The organism is Alteriqipengyuania triglochinis (genome assembly GCF_054655655.1).
Genome location: NZ_BAAHNC010000001.1, coordinates 994,391 through 1,010,642, shown reverse-complemented (window position 1 = coordinate 1,010,642; position 16,252 = coordinate 994,391). Strand labels below are relative to the sequence as shown.

General features: G+C 64.8%; 16 protein-coding genes and 1 tRNA gene. 11 read left to right on the top strand and 6 right to left on the bottom strand.

From position 1 onward, the window contains the following. Window positions 1-21 precede the first annotated feature (21 nt). Window positions 22-1,068, top strand: coding sequence for a ferrochelatase (gene hemH / locus ACYQ0L_RS04975; protein ID WP_459787828.1), 1,047 nt, complete (start codon window positions 22-24; stop codon window positions 1,066-1,068). 45 nt (window positions 1,069-1,113) lie between these two features. Continuing rightward, the gene (locus ACYQ0L_RS04970) at window positions 1,114-2,505 is read left to right on the top strand and encodes a cytochrome P450 (RefSeq protein WP_459787826.1); all 1,392 of its coding nucleotides are present in this window, start codon (window positions 1,114-1,116) and stop codon (window positions 2,503-2,505) included. 3 nt (window positions 2,506-2,508) lie between these two features. Here ACYQ0L_RS04970 and ACYQ0L_RS04965 read toward each other — a convergent pair whose 3' ends face one another. Next, the gene (locus ACYQ0L_RS04965) at window positions 2,509-2,715 is read right to left on the bottom strand and encodes a DUF1674 domain-containing protein (RefSeq protein WP_459787825.1); all 207 of its coding nucleotides are present in this window, start codon (window positions 2,713-2,715) and stop codon (window positions 2,509-2,511) included. Between ACYQ0L_RS04965 and ACYQ0L_RS04960 the strand changes: the two genes are divergently transcribed. Continuing rightward, complete coding sequence (locus ACYQ0L_RS04960) at window positions 2,714-3,973, top strand: RsmB/NOP family class I SAM-dependent RNA methyltransferase (RefSeq protein WP_459787823.1); 1,260 nt, start codon at window positions 2,714-2,716, stop codon at window positions 3,971-3,973. The two genes, ACYQ0L_RS04965 and ACYQ0L_RS04960, sit on opposite strands and share 2 nt — an antisense overlap. Before the next feature lie 109 nt (window positions 3,974-4,082). Here the strand turns inward: ACYQ0L_RS04960 and ACYQ0L_RS04955 are convergent, their stop codons facing one another. The 5 genes from ACYQ0L_RS04955 to msrA all read right to left on the bottom strand — a co-directional run bounded on the left by ACYQ0L_RS04955 (window position 4,083) and on the right by msrA (window position 7,829). Next, the gene (locus ACYQ0L_RS04955) at window positions 4,083-4,502 is read right to left on the bottom strand and encodes a pyridoxamine 5'-phosphate oxidase family protein (RefSeq protein WP_459787822.1); all 420 of its coding nucleotides are present in this window, start codon (window positions 4,500-4,502) and stop codon (window positions 4,083-4,085) included. A 119-nt stretch (window positions 4,503-4,621) separates the two neighbouring features. After that, window positions 4,622-4,960, bottom strand: a complete 339-nt coding sequence (locus ACYQ0L_RS04950; RefSeq protein ID WP_459787820.1) for a hypothetical protein — start codon at window positions 4,958-4,960, stop codon at window positions 4,622-4,624. Window positions 4,961-5,921: 961 nt separating this feature from the next. Beyond that, complete coding sequence (locus ACYQ0L_RS04945; protein WP_459787818.1) at window positions 5,922-6,359, bottom strand: FKBP-type peptidyl-prolyl cis-trans isomerase; 438 nt, start codon at window positions 6,357-6,359, stop codon at window positions 5,922-5,924. A 143-nt stretch (window positions 6,360-6,502) separates the two neighbouring features. Then, window positions 6,503-6,820, bottom strand: a complete 318-nt coding sequence (locus ACYQ0L_RS04940) for a hypothetical protein (protein WP_459787817.1) — start codon at window positions 6,818-6,820, stop codon at window positions 6,503-6,505. A gap of 454 nt (window positions 6,821-7,274) precedes the next feature. Beyond that, on the bottom strand, window positions 7,275-7,829 hold the full coding sequence (msrA, locus tag ACYQ0L_RS04935) for a peptide-methionine (S)-S-oxide reductase MsrA (RefSeq protein WP_459787815.1): 555 nt from the start codon (window positions 7,827-7,829) through the stop codon (window positions 7,275-7,277). A gap of 134 nt (window positions 7,830-7,963) precedes the next feature. Between msrA and ACYQ0L_RS04930 the strand changes: the two genes are divergently transcribed. The 8 genes from ACYQ0L_RS04930 (at window position 7,964) to ACYQ0L_RS04895 (ending at window position 16,227) form a co-directional block, all read left to right on the top strand. Next, window positions 7,964-8,803 carry a class I SAM-dependent methyltransferase gene (locus ACYQ0L_RS04930; RefSeq protein ID WP_459787814.1) on the top strand — a complete coding sequence of 280 codons (840 nt, stop codon included), beginning with the start codon at window positions 7,964-7,966 and terminating at the stop codon, window positions 8,801-8,803. Window positions 8,804-8,875: 72 nt separating this feature from the next. After that, window positions 8,876-9,613, top strand: a complete 738-nt coding sequence (locus ACYQ0L_RS04925) for an SIMPL domain-containing protein (protein WP_459787812.1) — start codon at window positions 8,876-8,878, stop codon at window positions 9,611-9,613. 9 nt (window positions 9,614-9,622) lie between these two features. Continuing rightward, the gene (aguB, locus tag ACYQ0L_RS04920; RefSeq protein ID WP_459787811.1) at window positions 9,623-10,474 is read left to right on the top strand and encodes an N-carbamoylputrescine amidase; all 852 of its coding nucleotides are present in this window, start codon (window positions 9,623-9,625) and stop codon (window positions 10,472-10,474) included. Window positions 10,475-10,500: 26 nt separating this feature from the next. Further along, on the top strand, window positions 10,501-10,986 hold the full coding sequence (folK, locus tag ACYQ0L_RS04915) for a 2-amino-4-hydroxy-6-hydroxymethyldihydropteridine diphosphokinase (protein WP_459788042.1): 486 nt from the start codon (window positions 10,501-10,503) through the stop codon (window positions 10,984-10,986). Beyond that, a tRNA-Lys gene (locus ACYQ0L_RS04910) sits at window positions 10,977-11,052 on the top strand. Before folK ends, ACYQ0L_RS04910 begins: the two co-directional genes overlap by 10 nt. A gap of 177 nt (window positions 11,053-11,229) precedes the next feature. Continuing rightward, window positions 11,230-11,706, top strand: coding sequence for an RNA polymerase sigma factor (locus ACYQ0L_RS04905; protein WP_459787810.1), 477 nt, complete (start codon window positions 11,230-11,232; stop codon window positions 11,704-11,706). Further along, on the top strand, window positions 11,700-12,686 hold the full coding sequence (locus ACYQ0L_RS04900; RefSeq protein ID WP_459787809.1) for a FecR family protein: 987 nt from the start codon (window positions 11,700-11,702) through the stop codon (window positions 12,684-12,686). The genes ACYQ0L_RS04905 and ACYQ0L_RS04900 overlap by 7 nt, the downstream gene beginning before the upstream one ends. A gap of 100 nt (window positions 12,687-12,786) precedes the next feature. After that, on the top strand, window positions 12,787-16,227 hold the full coding sequence (locus ACYQ0L_RS04895; RefSeq protein ID WP_459787808.1) for a TonB-dependent receptor: 3,441 nt from the start codon (window positions 12,787-12,789) through the stop codon (window positions 16,225-16,227). The last annotated feature ends 25 nt before the right edge of the window (window positions 16,228-16,252 follow it).

The window sequence follows — 16,252 nt, the reverse complement described above, 5'->3', positions numbered from 1 at the left end:
CGCTTGCCGTTGGCGTCCGGCATGACTTGGCAAGACCAGCAGCTTCCTCCGGATCACCCCCCGGTCCGCTCCGGCAGGATCGGCGTTCTGATCGTAAACCTGGGCACGCCCGTTGCGCCGACGGCGGCCGATGTGAAGCGCTACCTCGCGGAATTCCTGTCCGACCGGCGCGTGATCGAGATCCCGCCGATCGCCTGGCAGCCGATCCTGCGCGGCATCATCCTCAACACGCGCCCCGCGAAATCGGCCGAGGCCTACCGCAAGGTGTGGAGCGAGGACGGTTCGCCGCTCGCCGCGATCACCAAGGCGCAGGCGCGGGCGATGCACAAGATGCTTGGCTCCGAGGGGGATGGACGCGTGATCGTCGACTGGGCGATGCGCTACGGCGCGCCGACCATTCCCGACCGGCTGGCCGCCTTGCAGGAAGCTGGCTGCGACCGGATTCTCCTCGCGCCGCTTTACCCGCAATATTGCGCCGCGACGACGGCCACGGTGGTCGACAAGGCGAACGAATGGCTCGCCGCGCAGCGCTGGCAGCCCTCGCTGCGAACCCTGCCGCCCTATCACGACGATCCGCTCTACATCAATGCGCTGGCGAACGACATCGACCGGCAGCTGGGCACGCTCGATTTCGATCCGGAGCTGTTGCTGCTGAGCTTCCACGGCATGCCCGCGCGCACGCTGGCGCTGGGCGATCCGTACCATTGCCACTGCCACAAGACCGCACGGCTGCTCGAAGCCAGAATGGCGCAGACCGGCCGGCGCACGGGGCTCCGCTTCCGCACCAGCTTCCAGTCGCGGTTCGGGCGGGCCAAGTGGCTCGAACCCGCGACCGACGCGGTGCTGGAGGAAGAGGCGCGGGCGGGCACCAAGCGGCTGGCCGTGGTCGCGCCCGGGTTTTCCGCCGACTGTCTAGAAACGCTCGAGGAACTGGCGATCCAGGGCCACGAACAGTTCGAGGAAGCGGGCGGAGAGCAGTTCGCCGCGCTGGCATGTCTCAACACGTCCGACGCCGGGCTGGCGATGCTCGAGGCGATCTTGCGGCGTGAACTTGCAGGATGGATTTGATTGAGCGATTAACTTACATTGGGGTCAATAAGGAGAGGACACCCAATGGCAACGCTTGCAGCTCACCAGCCCGCATCCGCCCGCCCGCAGCACTGGAAAGAGGATAATCCGAGCCCGGGCGATCTTTCGCACATTCCGGGCGAAACCGGGCTGCCGATCGTCGGCAACACCTTCCGACTCCTCGCCGATCCGCCCGGCTTCATCCAGCGCATGGTAGAGAAATACGGCCGGGTCTATCGCAACAACGCCTTTGGAGGGACCACGGTATCGCTGATCGGCGCGGACGCGAACGAGCTGGTGCTGTTCGACCGCCAGAAGATCTTCTCCAGCGAACAGGGCTGGGGCCCGATCCTCGACAAGCTGTTCCCGCGCGGGCTGATGCTGATGGATTTCGACCATCACCGCGCCGACCGCAAGGCGCTGTCGATCGCCTTCAAGCCCGAGCCGATGCGGCATTACGTCGGCAGCCTCAACCGCGGCATTGCCGAGCGGATGGAGGAATGGGGCGCAGGTGGCATGAAGTTCTACCCCGCGATCAAGCAGCTGACGCTGGACCTGGCGGCGGACAGCTTCATCGGCATCCCCTTCGGCGAGGAATCGCGCAAGGTGAACCAAGCCTTCGTCGACATGGTGCAGGCCTCGGTCGCGCCGATTCGCCATTCGCTGCCCTTCACCAAGATGAAGCGCGGCACCGATGGCCGCGCTTATCTGGTCGAGTATTTCACCAAAGAAACCCAGCGCCGCCGCGCCGAAGGCGGCGGGCAAGACATGTTCAGCCAGTTCGCCACCGCCACGCGCGATGACGGCGAGCTGTTGCCGGTCGACGAAGTGGTCGACCACATGAACTTCCTGATGATGGCGGCGCACGACACGATCACCTCGTCCGCGACATCGCTGGTCTATCTGCTGGCGAAGAACCCCGAATGGCAGGAGAAGCTGCGCGAGGAACTGCGCGCGATCACCGGCGGAGAAGGGCGTGCGCTCGCATACGAGGATCTGGCCAAGGCCGAACTGACCGAAATGGCGTTCAAGGAAGCGCTACGGATGATGCCGCCGGTGCCCTCGATCCCGCGACGGGCGCTCGAGGCGTTCGAGTTCGGCGGCTATCACATCCCGGCGGGCACGCCGGTGGGGGTGAACCCCACCTTCGTCCACAACGATCCGGAAATCTGGGACTCGCCCGAGAAGTTCGACCCCATGCGCTTCACGCGCGAAGCGGAAAAGGCGCGGCACAAATATGCCTGGGTGCCTTTCGGCGGCGGCGCGCACATGTGCCTGGGACTCCACTTCGCCTATATGCAGATCAAGATCCTGATGGCGCATATGCTGACCCGCTACCGGATTGAGGTGGCAGACGGCTATGCGCCCGACTGGCAGCCCTGGCCGATTCCGCAGCCCAAGGACGGGTTGCACATCGTGCTCAAGCCGGTCGACTAGCGTTCAAAAATCGATCGCGATCCCGTCCTTCACCCAGTCGCCGTAGCGCGTGGGGCTGAGGCCCTTGGGGTCTTCCACGCTCGCGTCGATGGGTTCGGGCGCGGGCGGGGGATCGTCGCTCCAGTGCGCAGGCTTCTTGAAGTCTTCGGGGCGTTCGGTAGCGCGTTTCATATGAGAGAAATGATCCTGTTCGCACCCGGTTTCAAGCATGACTAAAGCCGGTAAGCCCAAAGCCGGGGGCGATGTGCCCGGCCTGCCTGCCCGTCGCGCAGCGCTGCGCATGCTCGACGGCGTGCTGCGCCGCGGCGAAACGCTGGAGCAGAACGAGACGGCGGCGCTCCATGGACTGCCCGCGCCCGATGCCGGGCTGGCACGCGCGATCGCGGCCGAAACGCTGCGCTGGCTGGTCGATTTCGACGCCCTGATCGACAGCGCGACGCGCGAGGTTTTGCCCGAGGATGCCAAGCCGCGCACGGTGTTGCGGCTTATGCTGGCGCAATGGCTGCGGCTCGACACGCCGCCGCACGCGGTGATCGCCACCGCGCTGCCGCTGCTCTCGGGCGGGCCCAAGCGGCTGGCGCACGGCGTGTTCGGGGCGCTGACCAAGCGCGGGGTCGAGCTGCCTGACGCGCCGACACTGCCCGAGGCGGTCGCCGAGCGCTGGGGCGAACGCGCCGGAGCCATCGTCGCAGGCCTCGCCGAACCGCCCCCGCTCGACCTGACGCTGCGCGATCCTTCGCAGACCGCCGAATGGGCGGTGAAGCTGGGTGCGGACAGCCTGATGCCGGGCCACCTGCGCCTCTCGCGCGGGCAGGCGGTGCATGGGCTCGAAGGGTTCGAGGATGGCGCATGGTGGGTGCAGGACCTCGCCGCCTCGCTTCCCGCGCGTCTGCTGGGCGAGGGGCAGGGCAGGCGCGCGCTCGACCTGTGCGCCGCGCCGGGCGGCAAGACGCTGCAACTGGCGGCGCAGGGGTGGCAGGTCACTGCGCTGGATATCTCGGCCAAGCGGCTGAAGCTGCTGGAGGAAAACCTCAAACGCACCGGTCTGGAAGCGGAGGTGATCGCCGCCGATGCCTTCAAGTGGGAGCCTGAAACCCCGTTCGACGCGATCCTGATCGACGCGCCCTGCACCGCAACGGGGACCGCTCGCCGCCACCCCGACGTGCTCCACCGTATCGGCCCGCGCCAGATCGCCGACCTCGCCGAGGTGCAGGAACGACTCATCGAGCGCGCGAGCGGTTGGCTCGCACCCGGTGGGACGCTGGTCTACGCGGTGTGTTCGCTGGAGAGCGAGGAGGGCGAGGCGCAGGCCGAGAAGGTATCGCTCACGCCAGACCCGATCCGTGCCGAGGAATTGCCCGAAAGCCTGTCACCCACGCCAGACGGCTTTCTGCGCAGCGATCCCGGAATGCTGCTCGAACAGGGCGGACTCGACGGCTTCTTCGTCTCGCGCTGGCGGAAAGGTTAAACGAAAAGCTCCCCTCTCTGGGGGGAGGGGTTGAGGGTGGGGGCTCCACGCCATCGGCCTCGGACCACCCCCCACCCGACCTCCCCCTCAAGGGGGGGGAGCATCGCGTTCAACCGCCCATATCGACCACGCCCTCGTTCTCGCCGTAGAGCTCGGCCTCGCTGGCGGTCACCTTGATGATCAGCACGCCGTCCTGCTCGTCGGGCCCATGGCCGAACCATTTCTCGATGTCGGGCGTCCAGTGTTCCTTGATGAGCTCGGGATCGTCGTGGACGCTCGCGGTGCCGCGGATCGTCAGCCACACGCCCTCGTTCTGGAAATCGAGCGCCACATGATCGTCGCGTTCGATATCGCGCAGCTTGCGCGTATCGGGCGCGGTGAAGAAGTAGCTGTCGCCGTCGTAATCGACCTGCGCATTGTTGCTCATCGGGCGGCTGGTGAGCGAGCCACCCTCGCCATGCGTCGTCATCATGCACAGATCCATGCTGCGCATGGTCTTGGCGATCATCGATTTGTGAGGCTTGGGCATCCGGCAGATTCCTTTTGTATCTGACGGACTTAACTTGCGGCGAGGACGCTACGTTCCTCATATTCGACATGGGTTTGTCGACGTCCCGGTGCCGGTCCGGTGGGGCATTCTGGGATAACCTATAGGCCCGAGTAAATGTGCTTGATCCAATAGTCGTTCATCCAGTCTTCGTAGCGGAGCAATTCGCCCTGACGCCGCTCGTGCCCGCCGGTCCAGTGATCGTCGCCATCGAAGAGTGCGGTATAGGCGTCGACGCGCCACTCCTCACCGGGAAGAGTGAGGAATATCCGGTGCGCCGCATAGGGTCTTGCACCTGCACAGGGGCAAAGGCGATCGGCGCGGACAAACCGTCCGCTCGCCACATGCCTGTCGAACAGCCGGATGTAGCGTGCGACGACTTCGGGAAAGCGGTCTTTCCCATCGACGAACACGGCCATCGGTTTGCGGCCCGCTATCATCAGGCCGAACTCGCGGTTCGTATGGACAAGATAGGGAGGGAGAGAAGCAGGCTGTTGAGCACGTTTCGGGTCTAGCGCGCGTTCGTGGTCGAAGTCACCTCATGCAATCCGGGCATGCTCGGAACCCCGTAGAGCGGAGGGGCAACCGCCGGGCCCACTTAGCGGGCGGGAGAACTTCCTTCCCCTGTCTCCCCTCCCTTGGGGAGGGGCTGGGGGTGGGGGCTCGACGCCACCGGCCTTGGCACACCCCCACCCAACCTCCCCCTCAAGGGGGAGGAGAAAGGTGTCGCGCTCTTGGCGCTAGCGCGCGGAAGAGAAGTGACAGCTCCGGGGCGGTGTGCTGAAGGTCTGCATCGCATCATTCTAATGCGCCGCGCTGTCGCTCGAACCAAGGTTCCGCGACCTCTACGATGAATAGCCCCAATTCGTCAACGCACCGATCATAAGTGCTATTGGTCTTTGCATTGAAGCGATGGTGATAGCAGTAGCCTGTATTTCTTCGTATCATCTGAGTAGTATGGCTACTAAGATCAGTTCGCTTTCCGTCACTTGCTCGAATTGAAACAAGGGCTATTTCGAGCTTGATGCTTGGTGAGTACGGCGCGCCATAGGTAGCACCGCTCCGGGAAAGCCATAAGGTTTCCTTGAAACCGTCGACCTCTCGCTCCCATTTACGACCGTTGCCTCGAGTGAAGCCAATTGGGTGCACAATTTGGGTAATCGCGCTGCAAACGCGCTTCATGCCATCAGCCACAATCTTTGAGTGTTCTCCCATCGAGCCAGTTTAGCGATTGGCAAATCGGCTGCAATGGGGTCGGAACCTGCCAACCCCGCAAAGAAAAACGGCCTGCGGGCATTCGCCCGAGGCCGTTTCTCGTGTTCGAAATTCCGCCCGGATCGGACGGAGTTCGTCGGTCCTCAGACCGCATCGAAGCGCGGCCCGTCACAGGGCTCGCGCGGGTTACGCGGCTTCCTTGATCTCGACCAGCGTCACGCCGAAGGTCAGGTCTTCGCCTGCCAGCGGATGGTTGCCGTCGGCCTTGACCGAGTTGTCGTGCACTTCGGTGATGACGAGCTGGATCGGCTGGCCGTCCTGGCCCTGCGCCGAAAGCTGCATGCCCGGCTGCGGGGCGGGCTCTGCGGGCAGGTTTTCGCGCGGAACGTCGATCACGAGCTGTTCGTTGCGCGGGCCGAAGGCATTCTCGCTCTCGATCTTGACCTGCTGCACCGAGCCGACTTCCATTCCGTCGAGCGCGGCTTCGATCGCCGGGAAGATTTCCTGCTTGCCGAGCGTGACGACCTGCGGGCCGCTTTCCTCCGTGTTTCCGACCACCTGGCCGGCATCGGTCTTGACCACGAAATCGATGGCGACGGTGTCGCCGTTCTTGGCTGTAGGCATTTCGATTGTCCTCTCTGACTGAGGGGTGAGGGCCGCACGCTTACGCGGCCACGGGGAATTCGATGCCCCCCAACGTGGGGCCCCTCGCGCGAGGCGCAACCCCGAACCTGATGCGAAGTTCGCCGGGCCGGTTCTGCGCCGCCCTAGTCGCGCGGGTTCAGGACCGCCGCGCTGTCGAGATTGAGGAGGTACTCGATCCGGGTCACCTGCCCGTGTGCGAAGGTGTAGCGCACGATCTTGAGGGGGCGCACAGGATGGAAAACCGTGCCCTTGCGGATGGGCATCCAGAACTCTTCCGTCACCACGCGACCGTCTTCGTCCCAGTAGAAATTCTCGATCAGCATCTGATGGCGATCGAGACTGGGATCGTAAAAAGTGCTCTCGCGCCAGTCGATCCAGGCATCGGGGCCCTTGAGGAATGGCTCCCCCTCCCACGTCACTTCGAGGTCTTCGGAGAGCATGGCGCGCAATTCGGCGGGGTATTCGGCCGGGGCCGTTTGCGGAAGCGCGGCGAAGAAGGCTCTTTGCGCGGACGCTTGTGGGGGAGGGGGTGGGGGCGCTGCGAAGCCGGGGCTGGCCGTGAGGAAGGCGAGCGCCGCTGTCAGAAATCCTAACTTTACGCGTCCTGTCGGCACCGGGCCTCCTTCGCTTTTCCGCTGTGGCGGAACCAGGACAGCCTAGGCCAATCGGGTCTGTGCGCAAGAGTGTGCGCAAGCGGAGCGGCACAAGCCGTCATCGGGGGCTTCGTGCTGTCCTACAGCCCAGACTGCTGGCAAGGATCGCGCGATGCGCAGCCAAACGAAAACGCCGGCCTGGGCCACCATTTATGGCGCCCGGACCGGCGGCGGTTTTTTGACCTTAGGACACTGTGTCAGGTGTGTCAGATACCCTACACCGCGCAGGCCAGTTTGCGCCTTACGCGTCGTCCTTGACGTATTTCTGGAAGCTCTTGCGCAGCTTCATCAGCTTGGGCGGAATGGTCGCCTGGCAATAGGGATTGCGCTGGCCTTCGCCGTCCCAGTAATCCTGGTGGTAGCCTTCCGCCGAATACCAGGTCGCCATCTGCTGGCCGTCGGACATGCCTTCGATCGTGGTCACGGCCATCGCGCCGTTGGCGGCGTTCCAGCGCCCGATCGCGGCTTCGGCCTCTTCCGCCTGGCTGGCATCCAGCGGGAAGATCGCGCTGCGATACTGCGTGCCGACGTCGTTGCCTTGCCGGTTCAGCTGGGTCGGATCGTGCGTTCCCAGAAACATGTCGAGCAGTTCGGCGTAGCTGATCGCGTCGGCATCGTAGGTCACCTTCACCGCCTCGGCATGGCCGGTATTGCCGGTGCACACCTGCTTGTAGGTCGGGTTTTCCACCTCGCCGCCGATATAGCCGCTCTCGACGCTCTGCACGCCGATCACATCCTTCATCACGGCCTCGGTGCACCAGAAGCAGCCGCCTCCGAAAATTGCGGTCTCCGTCATATCGTCGTTCTCCTTTGGTCCGCAGATAGGAAGCATGCAGGCGATTGCCATGACCCGACCTTGGGGCAGCTTGCCTTGCCCCGTCGCGGGCCTAGAATGCCGGGCACACACAACCTCCCGGGGGAGAATACCTGATGCGCCGTTTCACCAGCCTGCTCGCGCTCGCCGCCTTTGCCACCGCCACGCCCGCGCTCGCCGATCATCATGGCGAAGCGAGGATGGGCGAAAGCCATGCCCACCATCCCGCGCTGAAGGCGGCGGTCGCTTCGGACGTTCGGGGTGAGGACGCGGCCCGCGATGAATGGCGCCACCCGTTCGAAACGCTCGACTTCTTCGGCGTGAAGCCGGGCATGACCGTGGTCGATTACATGCCCGCGAGCGGCTGGTACACGCGCATCCTGGTGCCGTACCTTGGCAGCGAGGGGCGCTATGTCGGCCTCACCCCCGATCCCGCTGCTGCGGATGCGGAGCGCTTCGGCGAGTATTTCGGCGGCCTGCCGGGCAAGTTCGCAGAGGTCTCCCCAGGCTGGAACCTCGCCGGCGCGCCGGTCAGCATCTACGCCTCGCAGGACGTACCGGAAGCAATAGCGGGCCAGGTGGATCGCGCGCTGATCTTCCGCGAGATGCACAACCTGCTGCGCTCCGGCGTGCTCTATACCGAGCTCACCCGCATCCGTTCGATGCTGAAGGACGACGGCATGCTCGGCATCGTGCAGCACCGCGCGAAGGCCGATGCGCCGGGTGACTACACCAATGGCTCCAAGGGCTACCTGCGGCAGGACGACGTGATCGCTCTGGTCGAGGCGCACGGGTTCGAGCTGGTCGGGATGAGCGACATCAACGCCAACCCCGCCGACCCTGCCAACTGGGAAGGCGGTGTGTGGACGCTGGCGCCGAGCAATAGCGGCAACGTGGCCGAAGCGGCGCCGGTGGGCGAAAGCGACCGGATGACGCTGTTGTTCAAGAAGCGCTAGGGCCTGTCAGGCGCCGTTCACCGGTTCAGGGGCAGCTTTGCAGCACCATGGTGTGAAAACTGGGATATGCACATGCGAAAGACCTGCCTGCCTCTGATCACCGCCCCGCTCGCGCTGGCTGCCTGCAACCAAGCCTATGATCCGCGCGGGGTCGATCACGATGAAACGCTCCTGTCGGTCAGTGCGACCGGCGAATCCGATATCCGCCCCGACGAGGCCTTCTTTCAGGTCGGGGTCGAGAATTTCGCACGGACCGGCAAGGCGGCGAGCGATGCGAACGCGGAGGATATCCGCGAAGTGGTGGCTGCGCTGCGCGAGGCGGGCGTACCTGCGGACGATATCCAGACGCGCACCGTGGGCATCCAACGAATCCAGTACGGCGATCGCGAAGGCCAGTACCAGGCGAACAACATCGTCGCGGTGACCGTGCGCGATATCGACAAGGCGGGCGACGCGGTGACAGCCGCGACCGAGGCGGGCGCCAACGTGTTCTCCGGACCGGACCTGCGCATCTCCGACAGCGAAAAGGCGGCCAATACCGCCTATGGCGAGGCGTTCAAGGCTGCGAAGGCCCGCGCACAGGCCTATGCCGATGCCGCCGACATGGAAATCGCGCGCGTGCTCACCATCCGCGATGGCGGGGGATCGCAGGGCGATCGCTACATCCCCGGCGCGCCGCCTCCGCCACCGCCCGTCGCGCCGGTGGTCCGCACGCAGGCCATGCCGGAGGAAGGTGGCGGGGTGATCCAGCCCGGCCAGACGACCAGTCGCGTCTCCGTGCAGGTGGACTTCGCGCTGGTGCCAAAGTAACCGGCGGCCATGCGTGAACTCACCGTAGCCGCGCTCCAGCTGGAGCTTGGAGCACAAGACGAGGCAGAGAATATCGAGGCAGTGTCCTCGCTGGTCGAGGAAGCGGCCTCGCGCGGCGCGCAGGTGATCCTGCCGCCCGAGCTATTCGACGGGCCGTATTTCTGCAAGCACGAGGACGAGGCGCTGTTCGCCCGTGCCGCGCCGACCGCCGAGCACCCTAACGTGCGCGCGATGGCCAAGCTGGCCAAGAAGCTGGGCGTGGCAATCCCGACCAGCTTCTTCGAGAAGGACGGGCCGCACCACTACAACTCGCTCGCGATGATCGATCCCGATGGGGAGATCATGGGCGTTTATCGCAAGAGCCACATTCCCGACGGGCCGGGCTACGAGGAGAAGTACTACTTCCGCCCAGGCAATACCGGGTTCAAGGTGTGGGACGTTTTCGGAACGCGGATCGGCGTGGGCGTGTGCTGGGACCAGTGGTATCCCGAAACCGCGCGGGCGATGGCGCTGATGGGGGCGGAACTGCTGTTCTACCCGACCGCGATCGGCTCCGAGCCATACGACGCCAGCTTCGATACCAGCCGCATGTGGCAGCGCGCGATGCAAGGGCACTCGGTCTCCAACTGCATGCCGGTGATCGCCGCCAACCGGATCGGCACCGAAGACGGCCAGACCTTCTACGGCCACTCCTTCATCACCAACGAGTGGGGCGACAAGCTGGTCGAGTTCGGGCGTGAGGAAGACGGCGTGCTGGTCGCAACGCTGGACCTCAATACCGCGGCCAAACACCGCGCGGGTATGGGCTTCTTCCGCGACCGGCGGCCCGAACTCTACGGTCGGCTGGCACAGGACATCTGAGCCTGCCGAATCGCTATCTCGTCGCGCTGGGCTCTAACAGGCGCCATGGCGAACATGGGCAGCCGCGCGGCGTCGTGCGGGCGGCGATGGAAGAGCTGTCGGCGCTGGGCACCGTCGCCGCGCGCAGTCCTGTGATCGACAGCGCACCGATCGGTGCGGCCCGGCGCACCTTCGCCAATGCGGTGGCGGAATTGGAGAGCGATCTCTCGCCACCTGCGCTGCTGCGCGAGCTCAAGGCGATCGAGCGCGATTTCGGCAGGCGAGCGGGGCAGGCGTGGGGCGACCGCGTGCTCGACCTCGATATCGTGCTGTGGAGCGGCGGAGCGTGGCATTCGCGCAGGCTGCGCATTCCGCACGGCGGCCTTGCGGCGCGCGATTTCGTGCTTGCCCCTGCGGTCGCGATTGCGCCTGGTTGGCGCGACCCCGTCACCGGGCTTTGTGTACGTCAGCTACACGCCCGCTTGACCCGCCCGCGCCCCCTCCTTAGGGAGCGCGGCTGGTCGGGCCGTTAGCTCAGTCGGTAGAGCAACTGACTTTTAATCAGTAGGTCGCTGGTTCGAACCCAGCACGGCTCACCATCCTTCCATCCCTTCGCCTCCGCGTGACCTGACCGGCGCGGTTTCGGCCCAGAGGGATGTCCTGCGTGCCGTGAGCGGACACCTGCCTGCACCCTGTGTCCGCCCTCTTCCAATCGCTTGGCGGATTTGTAATGTCCGTTTCCGTCTCCCGAAACGTCTGGATATGTGAAACGGCGGATGACCGAGCTGCCAAAATTGCTGGCCAAGGCGCGTCGCGCGGTCCTGCGCCGGGGCGTCGCAAGCGAGGATGCGGACGAGATTGTGCACGAAGCCTTCCTCAAACTGGATGCCTACGAGCGGCAGCATGAAGTGCGTTCGCGCGAGGCAATGCTGGTTTCTACCGCGGTGAACCTGTCGATAGATCGCCAGCGCCGCACGGCGCGCGCGCCGTTCGTGACGCAGGAGAACATCCACCTCGTTTCGCAAAACGAACCCGATCCATCCGAAGTTGCCGAAGCGCGCGCCCGGCTGAAGCACCTGTCCGCAGGACTGGCCACGCTGCCGGAACGGAGCCGCAGGATCCTGCTGATGCGCCGGCTGGACAATCTGTCCTACGCCAAAATTGCCGAGCACGAGGGTATGAGCGTGGCAGCGGTGGAAAAGCAGGTCGCGCGCGCCACGCTGCGTCTCATGGAATGGATGGATTCGTGGTAAGCGCTCGTCGATCTTCTCCGGCGAAGGCCGAGGCGGCGGCCTGGCAGGTCCGGCTGGACGGGGAGGCTTCGCCGGCGAGCCGTTCTGCCCATCGCGACTGGCTGGGCGAAGATGCCGATCATCGCGCGGCCTTCGATCAGGCCGAAGAAATCTGGGCGATGCTGCCCCGGGCTGCTGCACTGGCCGAGACCGATACCCTCGCCGCGTCCGCCCGGGACGGCGTGGCCCGGAAGTATGCACGCGTCGCAATGGCGCTTGCTGCCTGTCTGGCGCTGGTCGTGGCCATTTCCGTTACGCTGTCGCTACAGCCCGGCGCGGAGCGGGTTCTGGAAACCCAGGCTGGGGAGCAGGCCGTTCGCGAGCTGGCCGATGGCAGCACCGCATCGCTCAACACGCTGACGCGGCTGCAGGTCGACTATTCGGACGAACAGCGCACGGTTGTGCTGGAGGATGGGGAAGCAGAATTCGCGGTGGCGCATGATGCGGGCCGGCCCTTCGTGGTGCAGGCGGGCGATCTGCGGGTGCGCGCGGTGGGAACGCGCTTCGTCGTCCGGCGGGTGGGCACGGATACGTCGGTGACATTGATCGAAGGCAGGATTTCGGTCTCCCGGCTGGACGGGGACGGACGCATGAGACCCGTTCCGATCGCGGAGGGCGGAACGGCGCTGCGTTCGGGCGAACGCCTGCGCCTGACCACCGATGGGGGTGTGCAAAGCGATGTGCGCGCGCCCGAAGATGTGCTTGCCTGGCGGCGGGGGCGGGTCGCCTTCGACGATGTTCCGCTGGGAGAAGCGGTGGCCGAGATCAACCGTTATGGCGGGCCCCGGCTGGCGGTGGGCCGCGACGTTGCGGCAATCGCCATTTCGGGCAGTTTCTCCGCGCGGTCTCCGGCGGAGTTCGCGCAGGCGGTAGCCGCCCTGCACGGCCTCGATGTCCGAAACTCCGGCCAAACGCTCATTATCGAACGTCCCGCGTCTTAAAACTGAAAAATAATTTCGCCGGCAATGTCGGTTTTGCAGTGCGGCATCGTCTTGCTTGGTGGGGGCGTATGGGATCTGCCCCCGGTACAAAGGGGGAATAATGAACCGCACCATCGCTTCCACACTGCTTGCGAGTGTTGCTTGCATTGCCGCTCCGGCGCAGGCCCAGACCGCTTCCGAGACGACCTACAGCTTCGATCTTCCGAGCCAGCCGATGGGCGTTTCGCTGACGGCGGTGGCCGACCGCACGAGCACCAACGTGGTCTACAATGCGAAGGATGTGGATGGGCGCACCGCGCCGGCCGTCCGCGGAGCGCTGACCGCGAAGGCTGTGTTCGAGCGCATTCTGGCCGGGTCGGGACTGACGCTGACGCAGACCGCTGGCGGATCGTTCATCGTTTCTCCGGCGGCGCGGAGCAGCGCGCAATCGGGCAGGGGGGCGATCTCGGGCTCGGTCACAGCCGCCAACGGCGGACGAGGTCTGGAAGGGGCGTTGGTCCGGATCGTCGAGACCGGGCAGACCACTTCGGTCGACAGCTTCGGCGACTTTCGCTTCGCCAGTGTCCCGGCGGGCGAGTACACGCTGGAAATCTCGTTTCTCGGCTACGAGACGCTGTACCGCACGGTACAGGTAGGCGGCACGGATGCACGCGATCTTTCCTTCGCCCTGGCCGAACCCGCTGCAGAAGGCGCCGAAATCGTCGTCTACGGCTCGCGCAGCGCGCGCGCCAACGCCCTCAACGTGCAGCGCACGGCGGAAAACAGTTCGGACGTGATCTCGGCGGACGATCTCGGCAACTTCACCGGCACGACCTTTTCGGAAGCCTTGCGCCGCGCGCCAGGCGTGTCGTTCCAGCGCAACAGCGTGACCGGCGACGGCACCAACGTGATCGTGCGCGGGCTCGAGCCGGACATGAACGCGGTGAAGCTGAACGGCCTCAACCTGCCGGTCGGCAGCGGAACCGGCCGCTCGGCCGATCTTTCGAACCTGCTGGCGGATTCGGTCGGCCAGATCACGATCCACAAGTCGCTGCTGCCCAGCCAGGATTCCTCGGGCACGGGCGGCCTGATCGAGATCGAGACGCTGTCTCCGCTCGACCGGCCGCAGCGTTATGCCAGCCTGCTCGTCGAAGGGGGTTTTACGCCCAAAGACTTCGGCGACGATTTCCTTACCTCGGGGACGGTTTCGGGCACGTTCGGCGGCAATTTCGGGATCAGCGCCTCAGTCCAGTACCGCCGTAACAGCAACCGCTCGATCGGCTACGATGCCGGGGGGAACGGAGGACGACTGGCCTTCGGCACCGCGCTGCCGCTCGATGCCGAGGGGCAGCCGATCACCGCGCCCGAGGCCGTCGATCCGCTGGCCATCTTCCCCTTCGTTCCGGGCGACGACAGGGTCTTCCCCTCGGGCGTGAACACATCATTCTATAACAACGAGAATGAGACCTTCGCGGGTACGTTGTCCGCCGAATGGCAGGTGAGTGACGGGACCAACCTCAAGCTCGACTACCAGCGCTCCCAGTCTACCTCGACGTTCTTTTCGCTCACCGATACCTTCACGACCCTGGCCGAATATGTCGTGCCCGAAGGTGGCGGGGAGGCGGAGCTGGTCTTGCCTCTGGAGCCCGGCAACGAGGCGATTCAGCGCACTCAGTCCTACAGCTACGATCCCGACGTAAAGCAAATCACAGACACGTTCAGCTTCAAGGGCCGCACCGAAGCCGGGCGCTTCACCCTCAATTACCTTGCGGGCTATGCACGGGGGACCGAACGCCACCCGCGCCAGTTCGGGGTGCAATTCCGCATGCCTGAAGCGGATGCGACTGCCGATCTGTTCACACCCGGGGCGATCGACCCGGTGACCGGGCGCATCCTTACCGGGTTCGGCCCACGGACCGGGGAGGGCATCCCCCTTCCGCTCCTGAGCGATGCCGGCCGCGCGCTGATCAACGACCCGTCGGGCTTCACGATCGACAATGCGTCGGGCCAGTTCGATGACTATTCTGGCAGCAATGATCGCTACACGGCGAGCGGATCGGTGCGCTGGACGCCGGGGGAAGGCTTCCTCAACTATCTGGAAGCGGGGGTGTTCTACGAAAACACCTCCTTCACCAGCAATCTGGTGCGCAGCCAGATCGGCGGCAATGTGCCGGTGACCTCGCTGGGGCTGGAATTCGTGCCCTCGGACCTGTCGCGCATCGGAATCGACGATGCGGGTTTGCTCGTCCTGAGCGAGGATTCGGTGCGCGATCTGGCCGACAATCTTGAAAGCTATATCTCCAGCAGCGGGCTGACGCTCACCCCGATCGTTCCCAATCCCGACCAAGAGAACGAGAAGACCGAGGAGGAAAATCTCGCCGCCTACCTTCAGGCGCGAATCGATATCGGCAAGCTCGAAATCGTCGGCGGTGTGCGTTTCAACCGCACGAAGCTTGCAGCGACCAACCTGGTCTTCCCCGTCTATACCGGGCCGATCCTGCCGGAAAACGGCGGCGGCGTAGGCAACGACCTGATTTTCCAGAATGAGTTCACCAAGCTGGTGACCGAAGAGACCGTGTCGGAAGACTTCCTGCCGCGCGTGCTGTTCAATTACCGCGCAAGCGACGATCTGATCTTCCGTGGCGGCTACTTCCTGTCGGTCGCGCGCCCCTCCATCGGCCAGCTTTCGTCGGAGACACGGATTGCGTTCATCAACTTCCCGATTCCTGGCCCGGAGGGTGTGAAGCCGATCCTCCAGATCAACAGCGGCAACCCCAACCTGAAGCCTGCGAAGACCGACAATTTCGACATTAGCGCCGAGTATTATTCAGGCATCGGGATCTTCAAGCTGAGCGCGTTCTACAAACGGATCGACAATCTGCTGCAGACCAACATCACCAACGGCCCTGCCGTTCTGGATGCGATCACGCTGCCCGATTACCCCTATTTCAACGGGGCCCCCTATTTCGATCCGGCCAATCCGGACTCGGTCTTCATCACCGGGGGGAGTCCCGTAAACAGCGACGATGTGGCCGAATTGTGGGGTGTCGAGGCGCAGGCAGAGCGCCGGTTCGATTTCCTGCCCGGCATCTGGGGCGGCTTCGGCGTCTACGTGAACTACACCTATACCGAGAGTTCGCGCACCGATCGCTACACCTACGCTTACGAGCCTGCGCCCGACAATGTGTACGAGTTCACCGGCCTGCCGTTCGTGCAGCAGCCGAAGCACTCGGGCACCGCGGCGTTGACCTACGCAAAGTACGATATCGATGCGAACCTGACCTATGGCTACCAGTCGCGGGCGCTCTCCTCCTTCCGTCCGCGCGGCCTGAGCAACTATACCGAGGCGGTCGAAACGCTCGACTTCCGGGCCGAATACTACCTCCGCCCCGACTTTGCGCAGCTGCGGGTGTTCTTCGAGGCAAACGACCTGCTGAACGGCACCGGCGATCCCGACGTCGCCTCCAGCTTCGGCGGCGAGCAGGGCGTGCCGGCCTATTTCCACCGCGCGACCTACCTCGGCGGCCGGCGCTTCAAGCTCGGCATTTCGGCGACCTTCTGATCCTGCCTGCCGCGTCGGCGCGCGT

What these genes read in the sequence shown, in the direction of transcription:
- ACYQ0L_RS04960 (WP_459787823.1), top strand. Translation starts at nt 2,714, where the DNA reads ATGACTAAAGCCGGTAAGCCCAAAGCCGGGGGCGATGTGCCCGGCCTG.
- ACYQ0L_RS04965 (WP_459787825.1), bottom strand. Translation starts at nt 2,715, where the DNA reads ATGCTTGAAACCGGGTGCGAACAGGATCATTTCTCTCATATGAAACGC.
- ACYQ0L_RS04925 (WP_459787812.1), top strand. Translation starts at nt 8,876, where the DNA reads ATGCGAAAGACCTGCCTGCCTCTGATCACCGCCCCGCTCGCGCTGGCT.
- ACYQ0L_RS04970 (WP_459787826.1), top strand. Translation starts at nt 1,114, where the DNA reads ATGGCAACGCTTGCAGCTCACCAGCCCGCATCCGCCCGCCCGCAGCAC.
- ACYQ0L_RS04955 (WP_459787822.1), bottom strand. Translation starts at nt 4,502, where the DNA reads ATGCCCAAGCCTCACAAATCGATGATCGCCAAGACCATGCGCAGCATG.
- ACYQ0L_RS04895 (WP_459787808.1), top strand. Translation starts at nt 12,787, where the DNA reads ATGAACCGCACCATCGCTTCCACACTGCTTGCGAGTGTTGCTTGCATT.
- msrA (WP_459787815.1), bottom strand. Translation starts at nt 7,829, where the DNA reads ATGACGGAGACCGCAATTTTCGGAGGCGGCTGCTTCTGGTGCACCGAG.
- aguB (WP_459787811.1), top strand. Translation starts at nt 9,623, where the DNA reads ATGCGTGAACTCACCGTAGCCGCGCTCCAGCTGGAGCTTGGAGCACAA.
- ACYQ0L_RS04930 (WP_459787814.1), top strand. Translation starts at nt 7,964, where the DNA reads ATGCGCCGTTTCACCAGCCTGCTCGCGCTCGCCGCCTTTGCCACCGCC.
- ACYQ0L_RS04945 (WP_459787818.1), bottom strand. Translation starts at nt 6,359, where the DNA reads ATGCCTACAGCCAAGAACGGCGACACCGTCGCCATCGATTTCGTGGTC.
- ACYQ0L_RS04950 (WP_459787820.1), bottom strand. Translation starts at nt 4,960, where the DNA reads ATGATAGCGGGCCGCAAACCGATGGCCGTGTTCGTCGATGGGAAAGAC.
- ACYQ0L_RS04940 (WP_459787817.1), bottom strand. Translation starts at nt 6,820, where the DNA reads ATGCTCTCCGAAGACCTCGAAGTGACGTGGGAGGGGGAGCCATTCCTC.
- hemH (WP_459787828.1), top strand. Translation starts at nt 22, where the DNA reads ATGACTTGGCAAGACCAGCAGCTTCCTCCGGATCACCCCCCGGTCCGC.
- ACYQ0L_RS04905 (WP_459787810.1), top strand. Translation starts at nt 11,230, where the DNA reads ATGACCGAGCTGCCAAAATTGCTGGCCAAGGCGCGTCGCGCGGTCCTG.